Source organism: Streptomyces niphimycinicus, assembly GCF_018883605.1.
In the GTDB taxonomy this organism is placed as follows: domain Bacteria; phylum Actinomycetota; class Actinomycetes; order Streptomycetales; family Streptomycetaceae; genus Streptomyces; species Streptomyces niphimycinicus.
Map to the genome: position 1 here is coordinate 1 of NZ_JAHLEM010000002.1, position 22,924 is coordinate 22,924.

Below are 22,924 nucleotides of genomic sequence, written 5' to 3' on the forward strand. Positions count from 1 at the left end.
GCTGGTACCGGTGCCGTGGGCCTCGACCGCGTCCACGTCCGCGGGAGACAGGCCCGCGTCGGCCAGCGCCTGCTGGATCACGGCCTGCTGCGCGGCACCGCTGGGCGCGGTGATGCCGTTGGACCCGCCGTCCTGATTGGTGGCGCTGCCCCGCACCACGGCCAGCACGGGGTGCCCGTGCCGCTGGGCGTCGGAGAGCCGCTCGACCAGCAGCAGGCCGGCGCCCTCGCCCCAGCCGATGCCGTCGGCGGTGTCGGCGAACGCCTTGGACCGCCCGTCCGCCGCCAGGCCGCCCTGCCGGGCGAACTCGGCGATCGGTGTCGGCGATCCGGTCACGGTGACTCCGCCGACCAGCGCGAGGTCGCACTCGTGCGCACGCAGTGAGCGGATGCCGAGGTGCAGGGCGACGAGCGAGGAGGAGCAGGCGGTGTCCAGGGTGACGGCGGAGCCGGCCAGTCCGAGGGTGTAGGAGATCCGGCCGGACAGCACGGACGTCGAGCTGCCGGTGACCGCGTCGCCCTCCGACCCGTCGAAGGCGCCCATGGTGCTGAGCGCGTAACCGGTGAAGGCGCCGCCGACCACCACATCGGTGCGGCTGCCGCGCAGGGTCGAGGGATCGATCCCGGCCCGCTCGACGGCCTCCCACGCGGTCTCCAGCAGCAGTCGCTGCTGGGGGTCCATCCCGGTCGCCTCCTTCGGCGATATGCCGAAGAACTCCGGGTCGAACCCGCTCGCGTCGTGGAGGAATCCGCCCTGGTCGGGTCCGGCGCCGGGCGATGGCCAGCCGCGGTCGGCGGGGAACGCGGAGATGGCGTCGGCTCCGGTGGTGACCAGCTCCCACAGCCGTTCGGGCGAGTCGGCGCCGCCGGGGTAGCGGCAGGCCATGCCGACGATCGCCACGGGTTCCAGCGGGCGGTCCCGGGCCTCGGTGAGCAGTTGCCGGGTGTGGTGGAGTTGTGCGGCGGTCTCGCGCAGGAGACGCCGGAGACGGTCGTCCTGGGACATGGTCGTTCCTCGGTCGGTGGGTCGGCCGGCTGGTGTCAGGAGATGCCGAAGTTGTCGTGCAGGTACCGGAACATCTCCTCGTCGCCGGCCCCCTCCGGGATCACCTCGGCCGCCTCACCGCCGGGGGCGGCGGCGGTCCAGTTCGCCACGAGGGCGGCCAGCCGGGCGGTGACCCGGGCCCGCCCCTCGGCGGTGAAGGCGGTGGTGTTCAGACCGGCCTCCAGCCGGTCCAGTTCGGCGAAGGCGGCCACCGGCAGTCCGGTGTCGTCCGTCGGCGCGAGTTCGGAGCGCAGTCGGCGGGCGAGGTCCTGCGGGGTCGGGGACTCGAAGACCACGGTGGTCGGCAGCCGTAGTCCGGTGGCGGCGTTGAGGCGGTTGCGCAGTTCGACGGACATCAGCGAGTCGAAGCCCAGGCCGCGGAAGCTGCGGTCGACCTCGACCGCTTCCGGTTCCGGCTGGCGCAGCACGCCGGCGGCGCGTTCGCGCACCAGGTCGAGCAGGATGTCCTCCTGTTCGGCCGGGGAGTGCCCGGCCAGCCGTTCCCGCAGCGGCGCCGCCCGGTCCGGGCCGTCGGTGCCCGGGCCGCCGGCGAAGTCCGCGACGAGCGGGCTCGGCCGTAGGGCCGTGAACGCGGGGATGAAAAGCGACCAGTCCAGGTCCGCCACCACCGACGTCGGCGTGCCGTCCGCGACGGCCCGGCTCAGCGCGGCGATCGCCGGGCCGGGGGGCATGGCCCTGACCCCGAGCCGGTGGAACAGCTCCCGGAGTTCGTCCGGGGTGTCCGACAGACCGGTCTCGGTCCAGCCGCCCCAGGCGATCGACGTGGCCGGCCGTCCGGCGGCCCGGCGCCGTTCCGCCAGGGCGTCGAGATGGGCGTTGGCCGCGCTGTAGGCGCTGTGGCCGCCCCCGCCCAGCACGCCGGAGAGCGATGCCATCAGGACAAAGGCGTCCAGCGGGGTGTCGGCGAGCAGGGCGTCCAGGTTGGCCGCGCCCACGGCCTTGCCGGTGACCACCTCGGCGAACTCCTCGACCGTCGTCTCCGAGACCGGCGCGTGGTCGCCGCTCACGGCGGCGGAGTGCACCACCGCGCGCAGCGGTGTCTCCTCGGGGATGCGGGCGAGCACCTCGGCGAGCCCGGCGAGGTCGGCCGTGTCGCAGGCTTCGAACGCGACCGTGGCGCCGGACTCGCCCAGTTCGGCGGCCAGTTCGGCGGCGCCCGGGGCCTTGGCGCCCCGGCGGCTGAGCAGCACCACGTGCCGGGCGCCGTTGCGGGCCGCCCACCGGGCGACATGTGAGCCCAGCGCTCCGGTGCCGCCGGTGACCAGGACGGTGTCCCGTGGCCGCCACGGCTCGCCGGCGCGCTCCGGGGCGCCGGCCCGGACCAGTCTGCGGGCCGTCGCGCCCGACGCGGTCAGCGCGATCTGGTCCTCACCGGTCCCGCCCGCCAGGACCGCGTTCAGCCGTGCCTCGGCGGCGGGGTCGGGCGCGGCGGGCAGATCGACCAGGCCCGCCCACAGCCTCGGGTGCTCCTGCGCGACCGCGAGCCCGAGGCCCCAGATCTGCGCCTGGGCGGGGCTGGGCGCCCGGCCGGTGGCGGACGTCGCGCCCCAGGTCAGACACCAGAGCTTCGCCGTGCTCCTGGCCTCCGCCGTCATGGCCTGCGCCAGGGCCAGCGTCAGCGCCACTCCGGTGGGGAGCGCGGGGTGGTCCGGGTGGGGTTCCTCGGCCAGGGCCAGCAGTGACACCACTCCGGCGACCGGCTGGGGGCCGCCGAGCGCGTCCCGCAGCGGTTCGACGATCCGCTTGCGGTCCGCGTCGTGCGTCGACAGCGTCACCGTCCTGACCTCCGCGCCGCCGTCCGCCAGGCGGGCGAGCACGGCTCGGACCCGTTCGTCCCGCTCGTGCGCCTCCGGCAGGACGGTCACCCAGGTGCCCTGCGGGGCCTGCGTCCCGGTCGACGCCAGGGGCGTCCAGGCGATCCGGTACCGCCAGGAGTCCGCGGCGGCCCGCTCCTGGGCCTGCCGGTGCCAGGCGGCGATGGCGGGCAGTGCCGCCTCCAACGGAGTGTCACCCGTGACGCCGAGCAGCCGGGTCAGCGCGGGCAGATCGCCGCGGTCCACGGGGTCCCAGAACGGCCGGGCCGCCGCGTCCGCCGTCAGCGCCGCGGGCGCGGTCTCCGTCCGCTCGCGGTCCGTCCGCTCGCGCTCCTCCCGTCCGCGCTCCTCCCGTCCGCGCTCCTCCCGTCCGCGCTCGTCGGCCAGCCAGTAGCGCTTGCGCTGGAAGGCGTAGGTGGGCAGGTCGACGACCTCGGCGTCGGTGAAGGCGGCGCACCAGTCGACGGCGCCCCCGCGCACATGGACCTCGGCGACGGCGGACAGGAACTGCTCCCGGCCGCCGTGGCCGCGCCGCAGCGTGCCGACGACGGCGGCGTCCCGGCCGGACTCGTCGATCAGGTCCTGTATGCCCATCGTCAGCACGGGCTGCGGGCCGACCTCCACGAACAGGCCGTGTCCCGCGTCGAGCAGGGCGCGTACGGCGGTGTCCAGCCTGACGGTCCGGCGCAGGTTGCGGAACCAGTAGCCGGCGTCGAGGCCCGATGTGTCCTGCCGGGCGCCGGTGACCGTGGAGTAGAACGGGATCTCGGCCGTACCGCGCGGTGCGATGCCCGCGAGGGACGCCTCGATCTCCTCCCGGAGCAGGTCGGCGTGGCCCGTGTGCGCGGCGAAGTCCACTCCCGGGACGCGCCAGCGCAGCATGGACCGGCGGGAGAGTTCGCGCTCGAACTCGTCCAGGGCGTCGGCGTCGCCGGAGACCGTCACGGCCGTCGGCCCGTTGACCGCCGCGACCCACAGGCGCTCGCGCCACGGCTCCAGCAGCTCCGCCGTCTCGGTGGCCGACGCCACCACGGAGAGCATCCCGCCGAGGCCGCACAGCCGCCGCAACGACTTACTGCGCAGGGCGACCACGCGCGCCGCGTCCCGAAGGGACAGCGCCCCCGACACACAGGCCGCCGCGATCTCGCCCTGGGAGTGCCCGACCACGGCCGCGGGCGTCACCCCGTACGACAGCCACAGGCCCGCCAGCGACACCATCGTCGCGAACAGCACCGGCTGGAGCACATCCACCCGGTCGAGTCCCGGCGCGCCGTCGACGCCCCGCACCACGTCGAGCAGCGACCAGTCGACGTATTCGCCGACCGCGGTGGCGCACTCGGCCATCCGGGCCGCGAACACCGGTTCCGTGTCCAGCAGTTCGCGGGCCATCCCGTCCCACTCCGTGCCCTGGCCGGGAAAGACCAGGACCGGCCGCCGCGCCGCCTCCGCCCGACGCCCCCGGATGAGGTGAACACCGTGCCCGGACTCCCCGGCCAGCGCGCCCAGACCGTCCAGGAGGGACGTCCGGTCGTTCCCGAGCACGACGGCACGGTGGTCATGGGCCGTGCGGGTCAGCGCGAGCGAGTAGCCGACGTCGGCCGGGCGCCGGTCGTATTCGCGTACGTGCGCGCGCAGCCGCTCGGCCTGGGCGCGCAGCCCCTCCGGGGAACGGGCCGAGAGCGGCCAGGGCACGACGGCGTGCGGTGTGCGGCGTCGCTCGGCGCAGGGCGGCGGCGCCTGTCCGGGCAGGTCCGCCGGTGGCGCCTGTTCGACTACGGTCGCCGGTGGCGCCTGTTCGACTACGCTCGCCGGTGGCGCCTGTTCGAGCACGGTCGTCGGCGGCGCCTCTTCGAGCACGACATGGGCGTTGGTGCCGCTCACCCCGAACGACGAGACTCCCACCCGCCGTGGCCGGTCCGTCTCCGGCCAGGCCCGTGCCGCGGTGAGCAGTCGGACCGCGCCGCCCGACCAGTCCACCTGGTCGCTGGGTTCGTCCACGTGCAGGGTGCCGGGCAGCACTCCGTGCCGCATCGCGAGCACCATCTTGATGACGCCGGCCACGCCCGCCGCCGCCTGTGTGTGGCCGAGGTTCGACTTCACCGACCCCAGCCACAGCGGCCGTTCGGCCGGCCGGTCGCGGCCGTACGTGGCCAGCAGCGTGCGCGCCTCGACGGGGTCGCCGAGCCTGGTGCCGGTGCCGTGCCCCTCCACCGTGTCGACGTCGTCCATGGAGAGTCCGGCCGTGGCCACCGCCGCCTCGATGACCTGTTGCTGTGCCGTCCCGTTCGGGGCGGTGAGGCCGTTGGACGCGCCGTCGGAATTGACCGAGGAGCCGCGCAGGACGGCAAGTACCCGATGACCGTTGCGTCGCGCGTCCGAGAGCCGTTCCACCAGCAGCGCACCGGCCCCTTCGCTCCAGCCGGTTCCGTCGGCCGCGGCGGCATAGGACTTGCAGCGCCCGTCCGGTGCGAGGCCGCCGTGCTGGGCGAACACTTCGAAGACGGCCGGGGTACACATCACCGACACCCCGCCGGCCAGCGCCAGATCGCACTCGCCCGAGCGCAGGGACTGTGCCGCCAGGTGCAGAGCGACCAGGGACGAGGAACAAGCGGTGTCCACGGTCATCGAGGGGCCGCGCAGACCGAAGGTGTAGGAGATGCGCCCCGAGACGACACTGCCCGAGGCCCCGGTGATGAGGTGCCCGGTGAGGTCGGTCGGTATGGGGACCGCGGAGAGGGCGTAATCCGAGCCCATCGTCCCGGCGAACACCCCGGTGCGGCTGCCCCGCAGCGACTCGGGGTCGATCCCCGCCCGTTCGAAGGTCTCCCAGGCGATCTCCAGCAGCAGCCGCTGCTGTGGATCCGTCGCGAGCGCCTCGCGCGGTGCGATGCCGAAAAAACCGGCGTCGAACTCGTCGGCACCGGCCAGGAATCCACCGCGGCGGACGGGGACGGCCGCGGATGCACCGGGTTCACCGGATGCACCGGGTTCACCGGGCAGTACGACGGCGTCCGGCGGCGCGAGCGACCAGCCGCGGTCGGTCGGAAAGTCCGACACGACGTCCCGGCCCTCGATCATCAGTCGCCATAGGTCTTCCGGTGAATCCACCCCGCCGGGGAAGCGGCACCCCATCCCGATGATGGCAATCGGCTCGCGCCCGCGTTCCTCGGTCGCCCGGAGGCGTTCGGTGGTCAGGTCGAGTTCCGTGGTGACCCGCTTGAGGTAGTCGAGCAGTTTGTCGTTGCCCACCATCCGAACCCTCCGGGAAGCCAAACAAGGTACCCCGCAGGCAGAAAAGCAACACATGCATATGCGATGCCTTCCTGACAGGGCGGGTCACAGCGAATCATCAGCAACGACAGGGCACCTCGCCGAGCGACCACACCTGAGGCCGTCCGCCAATTCAAGCCGACATGGTCGAAATCGTGAAAGCGCCTACAAAGAGATTGTCCACACAGACCAACCGCAAGGTCATTGGTCATAGAACCTATATCACCGAGGCTTGCCGACAGAAGGCACGCTGAAGGTTTTATATAAAGACCTAGTCTCGGAGATTGTGCTTCCGTCGGCGCAACCCGGAATCGCCATAAGGGCTCATACAGATAATGCACTCCGACCGAGGTTCGGGCGGCAGGACTGCTGCCGCATCCGCACGCCTGCCCCGGCCCAGGCTTCGCAACCGCCCGGCTGCTTGTGGTCATGCCGGTCTATCCTTGCCCGGGAGCCTTGAGGAGGTCAGCACGCCATGACATCGGACACCCCGGCCAACTTCGGCGCACCGCCGCCGTACGTCAGCCAGGAGCAGGTGCTGATCCAGTTGGAACAGCGGATCCTGAGCGGTGCGCTCAAGGTCGGGGACCGACTGCCGTCCGAGCGGACGCTGTGCGCCGAGTACAAGGTCAGCCGGCCCGTAATCCGCGAAGCGCTCCGTGGCCTACAGGAACGCGGGTACATCGAGATCTATCCCGGACGCGGCTCGTTCGTACGCGGGGTGGTGGCCAGCGATCTGGCCCGGCCGCTGACCCGGCTCGCGCAGCGCACCGGCGTCACGCCGCGACACCTGGTCACCGCGCGCACGATGCTGGAGTGCCAGGCGGCTGGGATGGCCGCGCAGTACGGGAGCGACGAACAGATCGAAGAGATCCGTGCGGCGCTGGAGCGGCACCAGGCCGCCCGCACCCTCCAGCAGCTCGCCCGTACGGATCTCGCGTTCCACGAGGCGGTGGCCCGGGCCAGCGGCAATCCGGTCATCGTAGTGATGTTCGGGGCGATTCGCCCGCTTGTGTACGGCCTGATGCTGCGCAGCCTGAGTGACAGCGAGGTGTTGCGGGCCGCCGACCCCTGGCACGTGACCATCTATGAGCGCATCGCCCGGCGGGACGCGGAGGCCGCCCGGAGCGGTATGTCCGAACATCTGCGGCTGGCCCTGGACCTCTATGGCGAGGACCTGGACGTCCCGCTGGAGGACGTTCTGGCGGGTCGGGGCATCGATGTCGCCCGACTCGAAGAGGAGCTGACGGGCGGACGCTGATCCCTTCCGGCCGCCCTTGCCTCCACCACCAGGCTCTCCGTCGGTGACCAGGGGGCTCGATCTCCCGCCGTGCGCAAAGTGACCTCGGACGCGAGCTGTGCTGCCGTCGGGACCTGGCCGTCGAGCCCGTGCCGTCACAGCACCCTTGTTCAGGATTCACGCGCAAGTGACGGCGGTCGATGTCTTGACAGATCGACACCGCGCAGGGGAAAAGAGAGCTAGCGGTATAACCGGTCAGACCGGCGGTGGTCACTCTTCCTCCCCGATCGGTGTGGTCGGCCTGGTCCCGAAGAGAGAGGCACGTTGGCCGTGTTCCTCAGCAGTGCACAGATCCGCACCACAACTCCCGTCCGGGCGCAGCCACCCGGACCCAACCCGCGATCTCTTCCGCTTCGGCCACCCGCCGTCCAGTCCCCAAGGAGAAATGCGCCCCGCCCGAAGACCCGCCTTGAGTGATTCCCGTCCACCCGGAACATCTGGCCGCCGGATCAGCCGTGCGTCACGGCTTTGGGGTGCCGGAGTCAACCACCACGACGGCCCTCGCCCCTCCTTGGCGCCCTGCCGCATGGCTCGGTCAAGCCGACGCCGACCCGTCGGGCCACGCCTGATTCGCCGAGGCCCGCTACAGCACCACCTCCGGCGCCGGATCCCACTCGGCTGACCGGCATCGCATCGAGCGGCCCAGCAACGGCCAAGCTCCGGCGGGCGTTCGGTCCGCGCCGCCACCTTGTCCAACCGCCCTTGTCCGGCAGCCACCCTCCGGAGACGCTCCCGCAAGATCTGGTGGGGCAACCGCGGCCCCCACTTCGAGGATTTCCGCGGCGGACGGCCGACATTCCGTATCGCCCGACCATCACCCCAGCCGGGCCGACGGCCCCAGGCGCCTCACTGCCCTACGCCCTGAGGGCAGGGCCGCAGCTAGCGTGCCCGACATTTTGGACTGAACCGAAGGAAACGGCATGGCCAATACAACCAAGACGAAGCCGACCTCAGATCATGGGGCACCAACGGACAATCTACGCCATGTGATCTTCATTGCCGCCGCGGCCGCGATGGGCGGCTTCCTGTTCGGATACGACAGCGCGGTCATCAACGGCGCCGTGGAGGCCCTCCGGGACCGCTTCGCCATTGGTTCGGGGACTCTCGCACAGGTGGTGGCATCCGCGCTCATCGGCGGTGTGATAGGTGCGGCCGCCGCGGGGCGTCTTGCCGACCACATCGGCAGAGTCCCCACCATGCGGATCGCCGCCGCGCTGTTCACCGCCAGCGCCGTCGGCTCCGCCCTGCCGTTCGGGCTATGGGACCTCGTGGCATGGCGCGTAATCGGCGGGGTGGGGATCGGCATGGCCTCGGTGATCGGGCCCGCCTACATCGCGGAGATCTCGCCGTCGGCGCATCGCGGGCGACTCGCCTCCTTCCAGCAGGCCGGCATCGTCATCGGTATCGCTGTCTCCCAACTCATCAACTGGGGCGTGCTCAGCGCCGCCAACGGCGAACAGCGCGGTGAGATCGCCGGATACGAGGCATGGCAGTGGATGCTCGGCATCATGGCGGTCCCCTCAGCTCTCTACGGGATCCTCACCATCATGATCCCGGAGTCGCCGCACTATCTGATCTCCGCCGGCCGGCGCGACAACGCCAAGCAGGTGCTCCTCCGGGTCGAGGGGCCGACCGCCGATCCGGACGCCCGTATCGCCGAGATCGAGCAGAGCGTGTCCAGCGAGCGGAAGCCGGTCTTCAAGGACCTGCTCGGCGGACGCTTCGGTCTCCTCCCGATCGTCTGGATCGGCATCGGCCTCGCCGCCTTTCAGCAGCTCTGCGGCATCAACGTGATCATGTACTACGCGTCGTCACTGTGGCAGTCCGTGGGTATCGACCCGTCAAGTTCGTTCTTCTACTCGTTCACCACGTCGATCATCAACCTCATCGGAACCGCCATCGCGATGGCCGCTGTCGACCGGATCGGCCGCAAGCCCCTCGCGTTGATCGGCTCCGTCGGCATGGCGGTCTCGCTCGGCCTCGTCGCCTGGGCCTTCTCCTACCGGAGCGGCCCCGGCGGCAAGGTCACCATCCCTGACGCACAGGGCACGACAGCGCTGATCGCCGCGCACTCCTTCGTGCTGTTCTTCGCCCTCTCCTGGGGCGTGGTGCTGTGGGTACTGCTCGGCGAGATGTTTCCGGGCCGCATCCGGGCCGCGGCCCTGGGCTTGGCCGCGACGGCGGTATGGGCCTCCAACTGGCTCATCACCGTGAGCTTCCCCAGCCTCGCGGACTGGAGCCTGTCGGGCGCTTACGTGATCTACGCCGTCTGTGCCGCGCTCTCCATCCCGTTCCTCCTCATGTGGGTGAGGGAGACGAAGGGCAGGTCGCTCGAGGCCATGAACTCATAGGAGGGCGAACCCGGCAGTTGCTCCGCAGCCATTGACAGTCGATACGTCACGGCTATACATGTGGTCTGACCGGTATAACCGCATCAGTCGCATCGCTTTCCAGGGCGGCAGGTCAGCGCACAGAGAGTGCCGAGGCCGCATGAGTGGCACACGGAAGGGTTCACATGAATGAGCGACATCCGGACTCCGCCATACGCCGGGACGTCTCGCGCCGGGCGTTCCTCGCGGTCAGCGCCGGAGCGTCAGCCGGGCTCGCCTCCGGGGTCGCGCCGGTCGCGACCTCGAACGCGGCGGCGGCGACGGGAACCGTGTATTACGTCTCCAAGAGCGGGAGTGACACAGCGGACGGGCCGAGCGGCGCGCCACTACTGACGATCAACGCGGCGGCGCAGAAGGCCCAGCCCGGCGACGTCGTCCTGGTCCGTGCCGGGACCTACCGAGAGGAGGTCATCCCCCCGCGGGGCGGTACCGGCGACGACATGCGGATCACGTACGCGGCCGACGCCGGGGCTTCGGTGACGGTGACGGGCTCCGATGTCTTCGAGAGCTGGACCCGAGTCTCCGGCGATGTCCACCAGCTAAAGATCAAGAATTCGTACTTCAACGGGTTCAACCCCTACGCATGGCAGGTGCACGGCGACTGGTTCGACGCCAACGGGCGAATCCACCGGGTGGGAATGGTGTACCTCGATGGCGCCTGGCTGCCGGAAGCAACGAGCCTGGATGCGGTGACCTCGAACCCGAACGCATCCTGGTGGTCAGACGTAGACGGTCTTGTGGAAGGGACGGCGCCGAAGTACGAGCCGAGCTACGACGAGAGCGGCTACACGACGCTCACCGCGAAGTTTCCCGGGGTTGACCCCAACAAGGGAACAGTCGAGGTCGGTATCCGAGGTACGGCGTTCAAACCGGCCGCGACCAACCTCGACTACATCACCATCCGCGGCTTCACCCTTCGTAATGCCGCCACGAATTGGTGCGCACCGACGATGGGACAATGGGGACTGGTGAGCGCCTACTGGTGCAAGGGATGGGTCATCGAGGGCAACGAGATTGCCTACTCCAGGTGCTGCGGCATCGCCCTGGGAAAGTATTCGGATGAATACGACGGGCTGCGCGGCACGACGGAAGGCTACTATTTGACGATCTCCGACGCGCAGGACTCGGGCGGTTGGTCGTTCGCGAACATCGGCGGTCACGTCGTCCGGAACAACACGATCCACCACTGCGGCCAGACCGGCATCGTGGGCTCTCTCGGCGGGATTGGCAGCAGGATCACCGGGAACGAGATCTACCACTCCAACAGCCAAGGGATTTGGGGTGGAGCGGAAATGGGCGGCATCAAGCTTCATGCGGCCATTGATGTCGTCATTGCCGAGAATCACATCTACAACACCGGAGGCTATGCCGGTATCTGGTTGGACTGGATGGCACAGGGAACCCAGGTCGTGCGGAACCTGTTCCACCACAACGCCGACAGCGACATCTTTGCCGAGGTGGATCACGGTCCGCTGCTCATCGCGAACAACGTCATGTTGTCGGCCGGGGGGCTCAACTGCCTGTCGGACGGGGTGGCCGGGGCGCACAACCTCATAACCGGAGCCGTGTTCGCGAAGGCGGATGAGCGACAGACGCCTTACATGGAGCCGCACTCAACGACGACAGTCGCCAAGGCGGACATCCCGCTCGGCGGTCAGCAGTGGATGAACAACATCCTCGGCGCCTCGGCCGATCTCTCGGTCTGGGATTCCGCAAGCGCGTCCTGTCCCATCACGATGAAGGCAAACGTCCACACCAAGGGTGCGACCCCATCGGAAAAGGAACAGGGTGGAGTGGACGCTGCCTCGGTGGCGTACACGCCCGCACTCACGAAGAAGTCCGACGGCTGGTATCTCGCAGTGCCGCGCGTCGAGTCGTGGCGATCGACACAAGCGCTCGTGAGCACCGCAACGCTTACGAAAGCGCCGACCTCCGACCAGGCGTTCACGAACCCCGATGGATCGCATATGTCAGTATCGAGCGACTTCCTCGGGGTCCAACGTGCCAACAGTGTGCCGTTTCCCGGCCCGTTCGAGAGTGCCGGGGGTACGGACGCGTTCAAGGTATGGCCGCGAGTCGTGCCGAGCACCGACGCCTGGGGACGGCCCTCGTAGTCGTATCCGAGCGGCCTGGCGTCGCGACGGACACCAGGGCCCTTCTGACGGCAAATTTACCCGCTGGTCGCCCTGATATCCGGCGCCCGCACCGGGCACGGTGCGGGCGCCGGATCATGCGGTCAACGGCAGTCGATGGCGATCTTCAGGACCTCGGGGTCGGGCTGTGACAGCAGGGGAAGCGCGACGGTCACCAGATCCGGTAGCGGGATCCGGTGGGTGACCATGCCTGCGGCGTCGAGTCGCCCGTCGGCCAGCAGCCGCACTGCCTGGGCGACGTCGGCGTCCCACAGATGGGCCGCGGAGCCGACGAGCCGGCGTTCGCCGAGGACGAGGGCCGGCAGTGGGACGGGCTGTGTCCCGGAGCCCAGCCCTACGGCCACCACCAGGCCGCCCGGCCGTACGAGGTCGAAGGACCGCGTCAACTGTCCGTCGGCGCCGCTGCATTCGAATACGACATCAACGCCTGGCGCATCGAGGTCGGCCAGGGCGGCGTCGAGGTCGCCGGGTGAATGGGCGCGGACCGCGGAGTGGGCCTCCGCGAAGCGGCGCCGGTACTCCGACGGGTCGACCAGCAAGCAGCTTGCGGCGCCCGCGGCCAGCGCGGCCTGTGCCGTGAGCTGGCCGATCGTCCCGCCGCCCACGACCAGGGTGACGGCGCCGATGATCTCGGGTACTTTGCGGACCGCGCGGACCGCCACGGCAGCCGGTTCGGCGAGGACGGCGGTCTCCATCGGCAGTCCGGGCGGCACCGATACGCAGGTCCGGGCTTTCGCGATCATCAACTGCGCCAGGCCACCGTCGTCCTGCTGGCCCGGAACGCAAACGCTGGGACACAGCCCTTCTTCGTGCCGAAGACACCACCAGCATTGTCCGCAGCCATTGACCACGTCCGGAACCACACGAGTCCCCACAGCGGGGCCGGTTCCGTCGCGGGCGGCGCGGACGACCTCGCCGACGACCTCATGTCCGAGCGTCAGCGGCGCCATCCGACCGCTGAGCGGGTGCGGCTCGTCAGTCGGGATAATGAGCGGTCCGGCGCGGTACTCCTCCAAATCGGTGCCGCAGATACCGCACCAGTGGACCTTGACCAGCACTTCGTCATCACGGGGCACGCGCGGCACGACGTCCTCGACGCGGATGTCGTAACGGCCGTGCCATCGGGCAGCGAGCATCGCTTGCGGCCTTTCGACAGGGATCGGCGATCGTGGGGCAGCGGTGGGGAGGACCGGCGATGTCGTGCGTGCGGCGCAGGTGGACCTGGCTCGGTCTGGACACGGCGAGTGCGCGGTCCGAGGGTGGATGATCTTGGCGAATCGCGAGACTACACTTCTTCAACTGGTATGACCAGACACGCTTCACTCGTCCATCGGATACAGGCTCGCCCCGCCGTCGACCAGTAGCGTGGCGCCCGTCATGTAGGCGGACAACGGCGAGGCCAGGAAGAGCACCGCATCGGCCACCGACTCCGGGGTCTGGAGGCGGCCGAGGGGGATCGCGCGCTGCGCGCGGGCCCGATACGCGGGATCGGTGTCCCACTGACGCCTGGCCATGCCGACGCCGACGATGCCGGGCGCGACCGCGTTGCTGCGAATGCCCCGCGGGGCGAGTTCGCGGGCGAAGGTACGCATCAGCGACCGGACGGCGGCCTTGCTGGCCGAGTAGGGGCCGATCTCCGGCCAGGGCACGTCCTGCACCCAACTCGTGGTGAATACCAAGGTCCCTGGCGCTTCAACCGCGAGCCAGCGCCGCGCGGCCTCCGAGGCGAGGAGGAAGGAGCCGCGCAGGTTCACCTTCATCAACTCGTCGAAGGCTGCGATGGGGTAGTCGACGACGGGATGCGAACCGACGACCCCGGCATGCACGCAGACGATGTCCGGCAGCCCGCCGAACACCTCATCCGCCCGGTCGCAGAGCGCCCGGACCTCATCCTCCGAGGTGAGGTCACAGGCCGCGTACATCCTCGGGTCGAAGCCTGCCGCGGTCACCGCCTCGACGGCCGCACTCGCATCGGTCAGGTCGGTCAGCAGGACGTGCGCGCCCGCTTCCCGGAACGCCGCGGCAATGACCTGTCCGATCCCGCCGAGCGCACCGGCGACGACCACACGACGTCCGGCCAGACCCCAAGGGCCCGAGTTCGAAGCCGTCTCCATGTCAACCTCCGCATCACCGTGGATCAGGTGGGCACCGAGCGCCGCGACGCCTGGCCGGGTGAGGGAATCATCGGCGGGCGCTTGACGCCGCCGCAGAGTCCCGCGTATACGTTGCGGCATGACCGGTCTTACCAGTCTTCGTCCCACTCTACCTCCGGGTGCGGATATCGCTGCCGCGCCGGAGGCAGGGATCCAATGCACACCGTGGCCAGAAGTCCGGGCGCGGACTCGTTGTGGACCGCCGTCGTAAACGCCGCGAGACCAGCGCCTGCCGTGACGAGCTCAGCATCCGCATACCCGGATCGCGGCCGCAAGCCGGGCCGCATTCCCCGGACGACCCATCAACGCCCTGTCGGTGAAACAACGGAAAGGCATGCGACGTACATGCGCATCGTAGCGTTGGAAACTCTGCGACCTCAGTTCCAGAACAATTTGTGCGTCGTCGTACTGCACACCGATGACGGCCAGACCGGTCTCGGCGACTCCTTCTTGCAGTCGGCCGCGGTCGAGGCGTACCTGCACGATCATGTCGTGCCGCTGCTCCTCGGCCGGGAGGATCCGGCCCCCGAGGCAGTGGCGGCGCTGCTCGCCCCGTATGTCGGGTTCCAGGGCGGCGGCGTCGAGGTGCGTGGGAACGGCGCGGTCGACATGGCGCTCTGGGACCTGCTGGGCAAGCGGACCGGCAAATCTCTCGCCCGGCTGCTGGGCGGCCCGGTCCGCGACACCATAGACGTCTACAACACCTGTGCCGGACCCGGCTACATCCAGCGAACGTCGCGGCAGACCTCCGCCAACTGGGGAGACTCCGCGGCCGGCGCATACGAGGACCTGCACGCATTCCTCACCAGACCCGCCGCCCTGGCCAAGGAACTCTACGAAGAGGGGCTGCGCGGCATGAAGATCTGGCCCTTCGACCGGGCCGCCGAGGCATCGGCGGGCACCCGGATCCGCCCGAGGGATCTGCACGAGGCCCTGGCCATCGTGGGCGAGATCCGTGACGCCGTGGGCCTGGATATGGACCTGATGATCGAGCTGCACGGCCTGTGGTCGCGCCGGGCCGCGGTCGAGATCTGCCATGCGCTCGAACCGTTCCAGCCCTTCTGGGTCGAGGACCCGATCCGGCCGGACGCGATCGACTCGGTCGGCGCTCTGTGCGAGGAAGTCGGGGTACCCATCGCGCTCGGTGAGACGGCGCTGGGCCGGCGCGGTTTCCTGCCCTTGCTCCAGCAGGGCAGGATCTCCTACGCGACGCTGGACGTGCAGTGGACCGGCGGGATTACCGAGGCGCGCAAGGTGGCCGGCCTCGCGGACGCGTTCGCGATACCCATCGCCCCACACGACTGCACCGGCCCGATCACCCTCGCCGCCTGCTTCCACCTGGCGATGTCGCAGCCCAACACCCTCTTCCAGGAGACCGTTCGCGCGTATCTGCGGACGTGGTACCCGCGGGTAGTCACAGGATTGCCGCGGATCCACGAGGGGAAGGCGGTGCTGTCCAACGAGCCGGGGCTCGGCTTGCAGCTCGTGACGGGACTCCGCGAGGACGGGGCGACCCGACGCCGGATCAGTCGGCTCGAGGCCGCCTGAACGTCGCATTCGTGAGAAAGGAGTCACCATGAAGCTTGTTCGTTGGCGTACTTCGGACGGGACGACGAAAGTCGGCGTGCATGAGGACGAATACCTCGTCGAACTCCCGTTTTCCACAATGGCGGAGGTATTGCAACACAAAGTCGCCGACATCCGGCGGGCCGTGGAGGAGGCCGTGTCGAGCGGGCGCCGAGTCGGTTCCGCAGCGGCCGAACTCCTCGCGCCGGTCGATGGCCGCACCGAGGTGTGGGGCGCCGGCGTCACCTACCAGCTCTCCCGCTCCGCTCGCGCCGAAGAGTCCGGCTTCGAGGAGATCTACCACCACGTGTACGAGGCGGACCGACCGGAGCTGTTCTTCAAGTCCGCCGCCTGGCGGGTGCTCACCGACGGCGATCCCGGTGGCCTGCGCCCGGACTGCGACGACTCGGTGTGCGAACCGGAGCTGGCACTTGTCCTCAATCGGCACGCGGAGATCGTGGGCGCGCTCGTGTGCAACGACCTCACCGCACGCGGCATCGAGGCGGTGAACCCGATCTATCTGCCGCAGGCGAAGTTGTTTCCCGGCGGCTGCGTGCTGTCCACCGCGATCGCGCCATGGTGGTCCATCGACACACCGGAGGACCTGCTCATCACCATGGCGGTGTACCGGGGCCCGGAGCTCGTGTTCTCCGGCGAGACAAGGACTTCCGCCATGCGGCGCCAATACGGCGAACTGGTCCAATGGCTCTTCCGGGGCGAGCAGTTCCCGGATGGCGTCGTGTTGAGCACCGGAACCGGCATCGTGCCTCCGCTCGGTGAGGGACTGCGCCCCGGGGACCGGGTCATCGTCACCATCGATCAGGTCGGGACCCTGTCCAATGTCATGACCGATGACCGGGACATGTTCGAAGAGTTGCCCAGATGACTATGACCAGTGTCCACCCCATGAACGGCGCGGTCCCGGCCACGATCGAGGAGACCACGCCGCGAGAACTGGAAGACGTTCTCGCCGCCGCCGGGGCGGCAGCCCCCGTCCTGCGCGCCATGAGTGCCGCGGAGCGCGTGCCGACTGGCGCCTTCGCCGCGATCCAGGGCTTCGAAATCGGCCGGACCGCGCTCATCGCCGACCGTCCGGCAGACGTGATGCTCACCCATGCCATCCGCGACCCTCACCGCACCGCGATGCGGGACTTCCCCGCCCACGCCGCGATCGAACCGGTCACGAACGGACAGCCGGCCCCTGACCACGCGCTGCCACCGTGGCTTCGCAACGCCAATCCGGACCGGATTCCGCACCGCGTGGAGGGCGTGCTCACCGACGAGCCGATTGGAGAGAGGCCATGAAACGCATCGAAGCCGAACAGTTCACCACCAGCCTGACCCATCATGGCGAAGGGCCGGTCTGGCTCGGCCACCATGGACTCGCGGTGCTCGACATGCTGGCCGGCGATGCGGTCCTGATCGATGCCGGCGGACAGGAGAAGCGCCGCGAGCACTTCGGCGAAACCCTCGCCGCCCTCCGGCCACGCCGCGACGGCGGATTCGTAGCCGGCCTGGAACGCGGCTTCTGCCTGGTGAACGAGCACTTCACCGTGACCGGAACGATGCACTGCTGGACCAACTCGGACGTGCGCATGAATGACGGAGCCTGCGATCCCCAAGGCCGCTTCTGGTGCGGCTCCATGGCCTACGACCTGACACCGGGCGCCGGCGCGCTGTGGCGCCTCGATCCCACCGGAGGCGTCGTCCAGGCGATCGACGGCATCGGCTGCTCGAACGGGCTGGCCTGGACCCGAGACGGCACACGCGGCTACTACGTCGACAGCCTGACCGGCAGAATCGACATCCTCGAACTCGGCCCGGACGGCGAAATCGCCGGGCGCCGGCCGTTCGCGGACGTCACAGCCGAGGGGTTCCCCGACGGCATCGCCGTCGACCGGGCCGACGGCGTCTGGCTGGCCATGTTCGGCTCCGGGCGGCTGCTGCACTTCGACCACACAGGACGACCCGACGCCGAGATAGCGGTACCGGTCAAACAAGTCACCGCCTGCACCTTCGTGGGCCCCGACTACTCCCAGCTCTGCATCACCACTTCACGTTTCGGCCTGACCCACCCGGAAATCGCCGCCGGCGCCGTATTCATCGCAACGCCCGACATGGGCGGCTTCGCTCCCTACACGTTCAACGGATAGCACCGTCCGAGGCGTCGGCGGGGCGGTACGGCCACGGCGGGTAGCGAACGCGGGCGACGACACGTCGGCACCCCGCCTGACGAGTGCGGTGTGGGCGCAGGGCTGGCCGGCCTCCCGTATGCGCACCGGTCCGGCAGGCGCGGCGAGCTGCGACTCCGGGTCGGCGGCCGCCGTGGCGGGACTGGCCGCGCCGGAGGCGGGCTGCCGGTCGGGCTGGGAACGGTGATACCTGAACCGCACCGGCCTCGGTGTCCGTGAACCCCGGCCCCTCGACCGCCCGTTTACGCTGCTGTCCTTTCGACACCACCGCCGCGGAGTGGAGGCTGATCGAACCCCTGCTGTCCCTGGTCTTGCTGGGGGCCGGGCTGCGTGTTCCTAGAGCTTGCGGGACAGCCACTTGTCGATGGTGTTGGTGGTGCTGTCGGCGTTGCGCTGGAGGGCCAGGTCGTGACCGGCTCCGGGAATGGACTTCACGTCGACGGCAGGGCTGGCCGGGTAGGCGGCGGTCTCCGCTGTGAGGGTCTTGCTCAGGTCGGCGGGGTCGAAGAACAGGCCATCGTGCCGGCCCACGAGCGACAGGACGGGAACGTTGACCTTCTTGCCGTACGTGTCGTTGCTCTGCTCGTCCACGAAGGAGGTGGACTCCCCCACGGTGGTGATCTGTTTGGCCGCATCGTCGGCCTTTACGGTGCTCAGGTCGGCGTTGAACGGCCAGTAGAGCAGATGGCGCATGCCGTCCCGGGTGGTGAGGGCGCCGTCCGGTATCGCGCGGCCGGCGAACGCGGGATCTTCGGCGGCGGGGTGCATCGCGGCGTTGAACAGCAGCCCGCCGGAGCCGGCATGGTGCATGAATCCGGTGACGACGACAGCGTCGACGTCCTTGTAGGACGCGGCTTCCTGGAGGGCGACCGCGCTTCCCATGGAGTGGCCGACCAGTGCGACCGGCAGCCCTTTGTGGGCGGTCCTCAGCTTGGTGATCAGTTGATGGATGGTGGCGGAGTGGGTCGTGCCGTTCAGCTTGTCCGCGGCCGGGCTGCTGGAGTTGCCGGTTCCGAGGCGGTCCACGGCGACGGTGATCCAGCCGTCCTCGGCCGCCTCGCGTGCTTGCGAGATCCAGCCGCGGTCTGTCTTGAGATCGAAGTACCGGTGGTCGTAGGTGACGCCCGGGATCATCACCTGAATGCCCTTCACGCGGGCGTGGGTCGGTTGGTATTCCACGGCGCTCAGCGTCTGGTCGGCCGGTCCACTGCCGGTGAGTGAGACCTTCTGGGTGATGATGTGGCGGGTGAAGCCCGATACGCGCTCGGGGGCGGCGGACGCGCTTGGGGACGTGATCGCGCCGGCGGTGACGAGCAACGCGGCGGACGCCGCGCCCACGGTGAAGCGGGCCGCGCGGTTTCGGGGCTTGGTCGAGGGCATGGGAGAGGTCCTTGCTGTCTTGGCCGAGGCTCAGCCTCGGATGAAGCCCGAGCAGGCGTCACGACGGATGGCGAATGGGCGTTGATCGAGCCGTGACCGCCGGTGATCTGGGCGTCTTCGGCTCGCTGATGGGCGGCGTGATGCCGAGGCCGCAGCGCGCGGACAGGTCGACCTCAGCCCTGGCCAGCGTGGACGCCGCCGTGGCCCGGGCCCGCCACGACGCCGTCGACATGCTCGGGGCATGAAGTTCCGCGGTTCCCTGCTCTGGATCCGCAGTTCTGCCTCACCGGGTGATCTCACCCGGAGCAGGCCCTAGCGGCCGATCTTGTCCAACTCGGCGAGTTCCTCGTCGGAGAGCGAGAGTCCCGTACCGGCGGCGTTCTCGCGCAGGTGTACCACTGACGAGGTGCCGGGAATGAGCAGGATGTTCGGCGACCGGTGCAGCAGCCAGGCCAGGGCGACCGACATCGGCGTCGCGTCCAGCCGGGTGGCCACGGCGGAAAGCGCCGTGGATTGCAGCGGGGTGAAGCCGCCGAGCGGGAAGAAGGGCACGTAGGCGATGCCCCTGTCGGCGAGTTCGTCGATCAACTCGTCGTCGTGGCGGTGGGCGAGGTTGTACATGTTCTGCACGCACACGATCGGCGCGATCACCTGCGCCTCGGCGACCTGTTCCGCCGTCGCGTTGCTCACTCCCAGATGCCGGATCAGACCTTGCTGCTGGAGTTCGACGAGAGCCTCGAAGGGCTCGGCGAGCGAACCGGGCCGAGGGCCCTGGGCGTCGCCGAGCCGGAGGTTGACCACATCGAGCACGTCGAGGCCGAGGTCCTCGAGGTTCTCGTGGACGGCGCGGCGCAGGTCCTCGGGCTGCCGGGCAGGGGGCCAGCCGCCCTGCTCATCGCGGACCGCGCCGACCTTGGTCACGATGTGCAGCGATTCGGGGTAGGGGTGCAGTGCTTCCCGGATCAGCCGATTGGTGACGTGCGGCCCGTAGGCGCCGGAGGTGTCGATGTGGGTGATCCCGAGGTCGGCGGCCTCACGCAGGACGGCGAGTGCGCCGTCGCGGTCGGCAGGCGGGCCCATGACCCCAGGGCCGGCGAGCTGCATGGCGCCGTAGCCGAAGCGGGTGACGGTCAGATCGCCCAGGGGCCAGGTGCCGCCGGGGAGTGACGCAGAGAGTGTGTTCATGGCTGTGTCTTTCCTGCTGAGCCGGATACTTCATGGGCTGCGTGTCACGTGGTCCGCCGCTCGTCGACGGCACCTCGTCCGCGCCGGCCACCGGCGCGGATCTCGCTTCGCCCGTGTCGTTGATGTTCGCTCGCCGGCCAGCGGCGCATCCAATACCGACACAGCGCTCGGTGATACCTGGAAGGTATCACCGAGGTACGCTGTCGCCATGGACATCTTGGAGACCCGCGAGCTGAGGTACTTCCTGGCCGTGGCCGAGGAACTGCACTTCGGCCGTGCCGCCGAGCGCCTCGGCATGGCACAGCCACCGCTGTCCCGGGCGATCCAGCGGCTCGAGCGGCGCCTCGGTGTCTCCCTGCTGACACGCAACCGTCGCGGAGTCGCCCTGACCGGCGCCGGGGAGATGCTGCTGTACGAGGGCAGCGCGGCCCTCGACGCGATCACCGCCGCCGCCCGCCGCGCCCGCCGCGCCGGTGGCGCTGACGACCCGAGAGGCCCCCGCAACCGCCTGGTGCTGGCGGTGAAGGCCGCCTCGTCCCACGAGTTGCTGCACAAGCTCCTCGACGCCTACGCGGCCGAGCCGGACGCCGCCGAGATCGACGTGCTGCCGAGCGGTACCTGCGAGCAGGAAGAGATGCTGCGCGATGGCCGGGCCGACGTGGCGCTCATGCACAAGCCGTTCAACTCCCTCACCGGGTTCGACAGCGAGGAACTGATGACCGAGGGGCAGATCGCCATCCTGCCCGCCGGGCACCCCCTCGCCGCGCACAAGACTCTGTCCCTGGCCGACGTCAGCGGCATCCCCGATCTTCCGCTCGCCCGTTGGTCCCGTAACGGCGTCTACCCACCCGGTCCGGGCCCCGAGATCCACGATCAGACGCAGCTTGCCCAACTGATCGCCCTCGGACGCACCGTGGCCGTCTTCCCCGACTCCGCCCGCGCCTGGCTATGGGCCGAGCACACCGCCGTCCCCCTGACCGACGCACCCCCCGTCGTCACGCACATCGCGTGGCCCGCGCACAGCCGCTCCCTCGCCCTCGCGGGGCTGGTCCGCGCAGCCACACGGCTATGACCCCCTCGTGCCTTCACACCGCGCCGTCACCCTGATGGCCCGCCGCCTGACCGTCGGCGCCCACACTTCACTGCCGCCCGCCCAGGGGCGCGCGCACTGCCGACCTTCATGCCGGCAGAAGACGTGCCGGGCTGGTCACGGGACGGGCGGGTCGGCGCAGCGTCGCGGCCCCGGCCCGCGAGATGGCCAAGTCCCCGCCCGCGACCTGTCATTCCTCGGATGGGGCGTGCAGCTCGTGAAGGCCGTCTGCTTGCAGCAGCCGTGCCGTGTGCTGGAGGTGCTCGCGGAGCAGGAGTGCGGCGCGCTCGGCATCCCGGTCGACGGACGCCTCGAGGAGTGCCCGGTGTTCGGCTGCACCGTCGCGATCCGGTTTCCGCTGGAATGAAACCGACCAGAGCTGGTAAAGACCCGCCTCCTCGCGAAGACTCCGGGCCATCTGCAGTATGCGTCGGTTCGGGCAGCCTGCGACCAGGGCGAAATGGAACTCGGTGTGAACTCGCGCCCACTCGTCCGTTGGGCGGCTGGGCTGTTCAGATGAGGTGAAGGGGGTCCGGGCAAGCAGGTGATGTGCGGCGACCGCGTTGGCCTCCCACTGCCGGTCACCCTTCTCGATCGACATGCGCAGAGCCATGCACTCCAGCTCCACGCGTGCAGTCGTGAGATCCTCGAGATCTTCGAGGGACAGCGGTGTCACCATGTAGCCAAAATTGGGCTGCGAGCGGACGAGTCCCTCTGATGCCAGTCGGGTCAGTGCCTCGCGCGCGGCACCTACCGAGGTTTTGTAATCCTCGCAAATCTGCTGGAACTTCAGACGTTCACTAGGGCGGAGCCGTCCCCCTAGGATGTCGTCCCTCAGCCTCTGATGCACAGCGGCCGCGCGTGTCGCCGATCGACCTTCTTTCGCCATGGTCCATCATTTTACCTGGCTTATGGGTAAGCTGCGGCGACTTTCGAAACCCTTGGTGCGACATGACCTTGCGGTCCACCTCGGCGTCGGCCGGGGTGCCCCAATCGCGGCTTTCGTGCACCCTGCTCCGGGTCGACCCCAAAGTCCGCGCGCCGGCCTGGCCCTCTACGCGGCCCTCCGCGCGTTACGGAAGATCCTGCCACCTGGACCGGCGCCTGCCCGATCTGCGGCCACTGCTCAACCTGCGCGGCCCGTCCTTCGGCGACTTCGTACCGGCGCTGGAGCAGTTCCTGGGCCAGGCGGCCGGTCTGCCGCCCGCGGGCGCCACCCGGCCCACCCAGCAGTGGCAGGCCGCTAACTTTCGAAAATTACATTGACATGCTCGCATGGGGAGCGTATGAACATATTAGTAGAGCGGAGCCGCCGCTCTCCCAACGACGGGAGAAGCAGTTGACGATGGGACGGCAGGCCGCCCGT

The 22,924-nt window shown here is 69.6% G+C and carries 17 protein-coding genes and 1 pseudogene; 10 read left to right on the forward strand and 8 right to left on the reverse strand.

Going from position 1 to position 22,924, the window contains the following annotated elements:
* The 3 genes and pseudogenes from KN815_RS00245 to KN815_RS51450 all read right to left on the reverse strand — a co-directional run.
* Window positions 1-1,005: beta-ketoacyl [acyl carrier protein] synthase domain-containing protein (locus KN815_RS00245; protein ID WP_216338941.1), on the reverse strand; the 1,005-nt coding region annotated here is incomplete at its 3' end.
* Window positions 1,006-1,040: 35 nt separating this feature from the next.
* Window positions 1,041-1,256, reverse strand: coding sequence for a hypothetical protein (locus KN815_RS52695; RefSeq protein ID WP_507229897.1), 216 nt, complete (start codon window positions 1,254-1,256; stop codon window positions 1,041-1,043).
* Window positions 1,257-1,292: 36 nt separating this feature from the next.
* Window positions 1,293-6,131: pseudogene (locus tag KN815_RS51450) on the reverse strand (type I polyketide synthase); the annotation flags it as partial.
* A 493-nt stretch (window positions 6,132-6,624) separates the two neighbouring features.
* Here KN815_RS51450 and KN815_RS00255 point away from each other — a divergent pair.
* The 3 genes from KN815_RS00255 (at window position 6,625) to KN815_RS00265 (ending at window position 11,953) form a co-directional block, all read left to right on the forward strand.
* Window positions 6,625-7,410, forward strand: coding sequence for a FadR/GntR family transcriptional regulator (locus KN815_RS00255; protein ID WP_216338946.1), 786 nt, complete (start codon window positions 6,625-6,627; stop codon window positions 7,408-7,410).
* Between the two features lie 959 nt (window positions 7,411-8,369).
* A complete protein-coding gene (locus KN815_RS00260) occupies window positions 8,370-9,800 on the forward strand; it encodes a sugar porter family MFS transporter (RefSeq protein WP_216338948.1) in 1,431 nt (476 codons plus the stop codon).
* 164 nt (window positions 9,801-9,964) lie between these two features.
* Entirely contained in the window at window positions 9,965-11,953 is a 1,989-nt protein-coding gene (locus tag KN815_RS00265; protein ID WP_216338950.1) for a right-handed parallel beta-helix repeat-containing protein, read from the forward strand.
* Window positions 11,954-12,075: 122 nt separating this feature from the next.
* Here KN815_RS00265 and KN815_RS00270 read toward each other — a convergent pair whose 3' ends face one another.
* Both KN815_RS00270 and KN815_RS00275 read right to left on the reverse strand, forming a co-directional pair.
* On the reverse strand, window positions 12,076-13,128 hold the full coding sequence (locus tag KN815_RS00270) for an alcohol dehydrogenase catalytic domain-containing protein (RefSeq protein ID WP_216338952.1): 1,053 nt from the start codon (window positions 13,126-13,128) through the stop codon (window positions 12,076-12,078).
* A gap of 183 nt (window positions 13,129-13,311) precedes the next feature.
* The gene (locus tag KN815_RS00275) at window positions 13,312-14,106 is read right to left on the reverse strand and encodes an SDR family NAD(P)-dependent oxidoreductase (RefSeq protein ID WP_216338954.1); all 795 of its coding nucleotides are present in this window, start codon (window positions 14,104-14,106) and stop codon (window positions 13,312-13,314) included.
* Between the two features lie 384 nt (window positions 14,107-14,490).
* Here KN815_RS00275 and KN815_RS00280 point away from each other — a divergent pair, with 384 nt between their 5' ends.
* From KN815_RS00280 to KN815_RS00295, 4 genes are read left to right on the forward strand one after another with little or no spacing between them, the layout of a single operon-like run.
* A complete protein-coding gene (locus tag KN815_RS00280) occupies window positions 14,491-15,693 on the forward strand; it encodes a mandelate racemase/muconate lactonizing enzyme family protein (protein ID WP_253208646.1) in 1,203 nt (400 codons plus the stop codon).
* A gap of 28 nt (window positions 15,694-15,721) precedes the next feature.
* Window positions 15,722-16,597 (forward strand): fumarylacetoacetate hydrolase family protein, encoded by an 876-nt coding sequence (locus tag KN815_RS00285; protein ID WP_216338956.1) that lies wholly within the window; start codon window positions 15,722-15,724, stop codon window positions 16,595-16,597.
* Window positions 16,594-17,016 carry a hypothetical protein gene (locus KN815_RS00290; protein WP_216338958.1) on the forward strand — a complete coding sequence of 141 codons (423 nt, stop codon included), beginning with the start codon at window positions 16,594-16,596 and terminating at the stop codon, window positions 17,014-17,016. The genes KN815_RS00285 and KN815_RS00290 overlap by 4 nt, the downstream gene beginning before the upstream one ends.
* The gene (locus KN815_RS00295) at window positions 17,013-17,864 is read left to right on the forward strand and encodes an SMP-30/gluconolactonase/LRE family protein (RefSeq protein WP_253208647.1); all 852 of its coding nucleotides are present in this window, start codon (window positions 17,013-17,015) and stop codon (window positions 17,862-17,864) included. Before KN815_RS00290 ends, KN815_RS00295 begins: the two co-directional genes overlap by 4 nt.
* A gap of 375 nt (window positions 17,865-18,239) precedes the next feature.
* Here the strand turns inward: KN815_RS00295 and KN815_RS00300 are convergent, their stop codons facing one another.
* The gene (locus KN815_RS00300) at window positions 18,240-19,283 is read right to left on the reverse strand and encodes an alpha/beta hydrolase (RefSeq protein WP_216338960.1); all 1,044 of its coding nucleotides are present in this window, start codon (window positions 19,281-19,283) and stop codon (window positions 18,240-18,242) included.
* Between the two features lie 74 nt (window positions 19,284-19,357).
* On the opposite strand from KN815_RS00300, the gene KN815_RS00305 reads away from it, so the two are divergent.
* Window positions 19,358-19,528, forward strand: a complete 171-nt coding sequence (locus tag KN815_RS00305; protein WP_216338962.1) for a hypothetical protein — start codon at window positions 19,358-19,360, stop codon at window positions 19,526-19,528.
* Between the two features lie 67 nt (window positions 19,529-19,595).
* On the opposite strand, the gene KN815_RS00310 is transcribed toward KN815_RS00305, so the two are convergent.
* Window positions 19,596-20,468: an aldo/keto reductase family oxidoreductase gene (locus KN815_RS00310; protein ID WP_216338964.1), complete on the reverse strand. Its 873-nt coding sequence runs from the start codon at window positions 20,466-20,468 to the stop codon at window positions 19,596-19,598.
* A 208-nt stretch (window positions 20,469-20,676) separates the two neighbouring features.
* Between KN815_RS00310 and KN815_RS00315 the strand changes: the two genes are divergently transcribed.
* Window positions 20,677-21,540 carry a LysR family transcriptional regulator gene (locus KN815_RS00315; RefSeq protein WP_216338966.1) on the forward strand — a complete coding sequence of 288 codons (864 nt, stop codon included), beginning with the start codon at window positions 20,677-20,679 and terminating at the stop codon, window positions 21,538-21,540.
* Window positions 21,541-21,748: 208 nt separating this feature from the next.
* On the opposite strand, the gene KN815_RS00320 is transcribed toward KN815_RS00315, so the two are convergent.
* A complete protein-coding gene (locus tag KN815_RS00320) occupies window positions 21,749-22,447 on the reverse strand; it encodes a GntR family transcriptional regulator (protein WP_216338968.1) in 699 nt (232 codons plus the stop codon).
* 62 nt (window positions 22,448-22,509) lie between these two features.
* On the opposite strand from KN815_RS00320, the gene KN815_RS52000 reads away from it, so the two are divergent.
* Entirely contained in the window at window positions 22,510-22,824 is a 315-nt protein-coding gene (locus KN815_RS52000; RefSeq protein ID WP_216338970.1) for a hypothetical protein, read from the forward strand.
* The last annotated feature ends 100 nt before the right edge of the window (window positions 22,825-22,924 follow it).

Bases quoted from the DNA above. Each gene is read 5' to 3' on its own strand.
- KN815_RS00310 (WP_216338964.1), bottom strand. From the start codon at position 20,468: ATGAACACACTCTCTGCGTCACTCCCCGGCGGCACCTGGCCCCTGGGC.
- KN815_RS00285 (WP_216338956.1), top strand. From the start codon at position 15,722: ATGAAGCTTGTTCGTTGGCGTACTTCGGACGGGACGACGAAAGTCGGC.
- KN815_RS00320 (WP_216338968.1), bottom strand. From the start codon at position 22,447: ATGGCGAAAGAAGGTCGATCGGCGACACGCGCGGCCGCTGTGCATCAG.
- KN815_RS00295 (WP_253208647.1), top strand. From the start codon at position 17,013: ATGAAACGCATCGAAGCCGAACAGTTCACCACCAGCCTGACCCATCAT.
- KN815_RS00315 (WP_216338966.1), top strand. From the start codon at position 20,677: ATGGACATCTTGGAGACCCGCGAGCTGAGGTACTTCCTGGCCGTGGCC.
- KN815_RS00290 (WP_216338958.1), top strand. From the start codon at position 16,594: ATGACTATGACCAGTGTCCACCCCATGAACGGCGCGGTCCCGGCCACG.
- KN815_RS00280 (WP_253208646.1), top strand. From the start codon at position 14,491: ATGCGCATCGTAGCGTTGGAAACTCTGCGACCTCAGTTCCAGAACAAT.
- KN815_RS52000 (WP_216338970.1), top strand. From the start codon at position 22,510: ATGACCTTGCGGTCCACCTCGGCGTCGGCCGGGGTGCCCCAATCGCGG.
- KN815_RS00255 (WP_216338946.1), top strand. From the start codon at position 6,625: ATGACATCGGACACCCCGGCCAACTTCGGCGCACCGCCGCCGTACGTC.
- KN815_RS00305 (WP_216338962.1), top strand. From the start codon at position 19,358: ATGGGCGTTGATCGAGCCGTGACCGCCGGTGATCTGGGCGTCTTCGGC.
- KN815_RS00260 (WP_216338948.1), top strand. From the start codon at position 8,370: ATGGCCAATACAACCAAGACGAAGCCGACCTCAGATCATGGGGCACCA.
- KN815_RS00275 (WP_216338954.1), bottom strand. From the start codon at position 14,106: ATGGAGACGGCTTCGAACTCGGGCCCTTGGGGTCTGGCCGGACGTCGT.
- KN815_RS00270 (WP_216338952.1), bottom strand. From the start codon at position 13,128: ATGCTCGCTGCCCGATGGCACGGCCGTTACGACATCCGCGTCGAGGAC.
- KN815_RS00265 (WP_216338950.1), top strand. From the start codon at position 9,965: ATGAATGAGCGACATCCGGACTCCGCCATACGCCGGGACGTCTCGCGC.
- KN815_RS00300 (WP_216338960.1), bottom strand. From the start codon at position 19,283: ATGCCCTCGACCAAGCCCCGAAACCGCGCGGCCCGCTTCACCGTGGGC.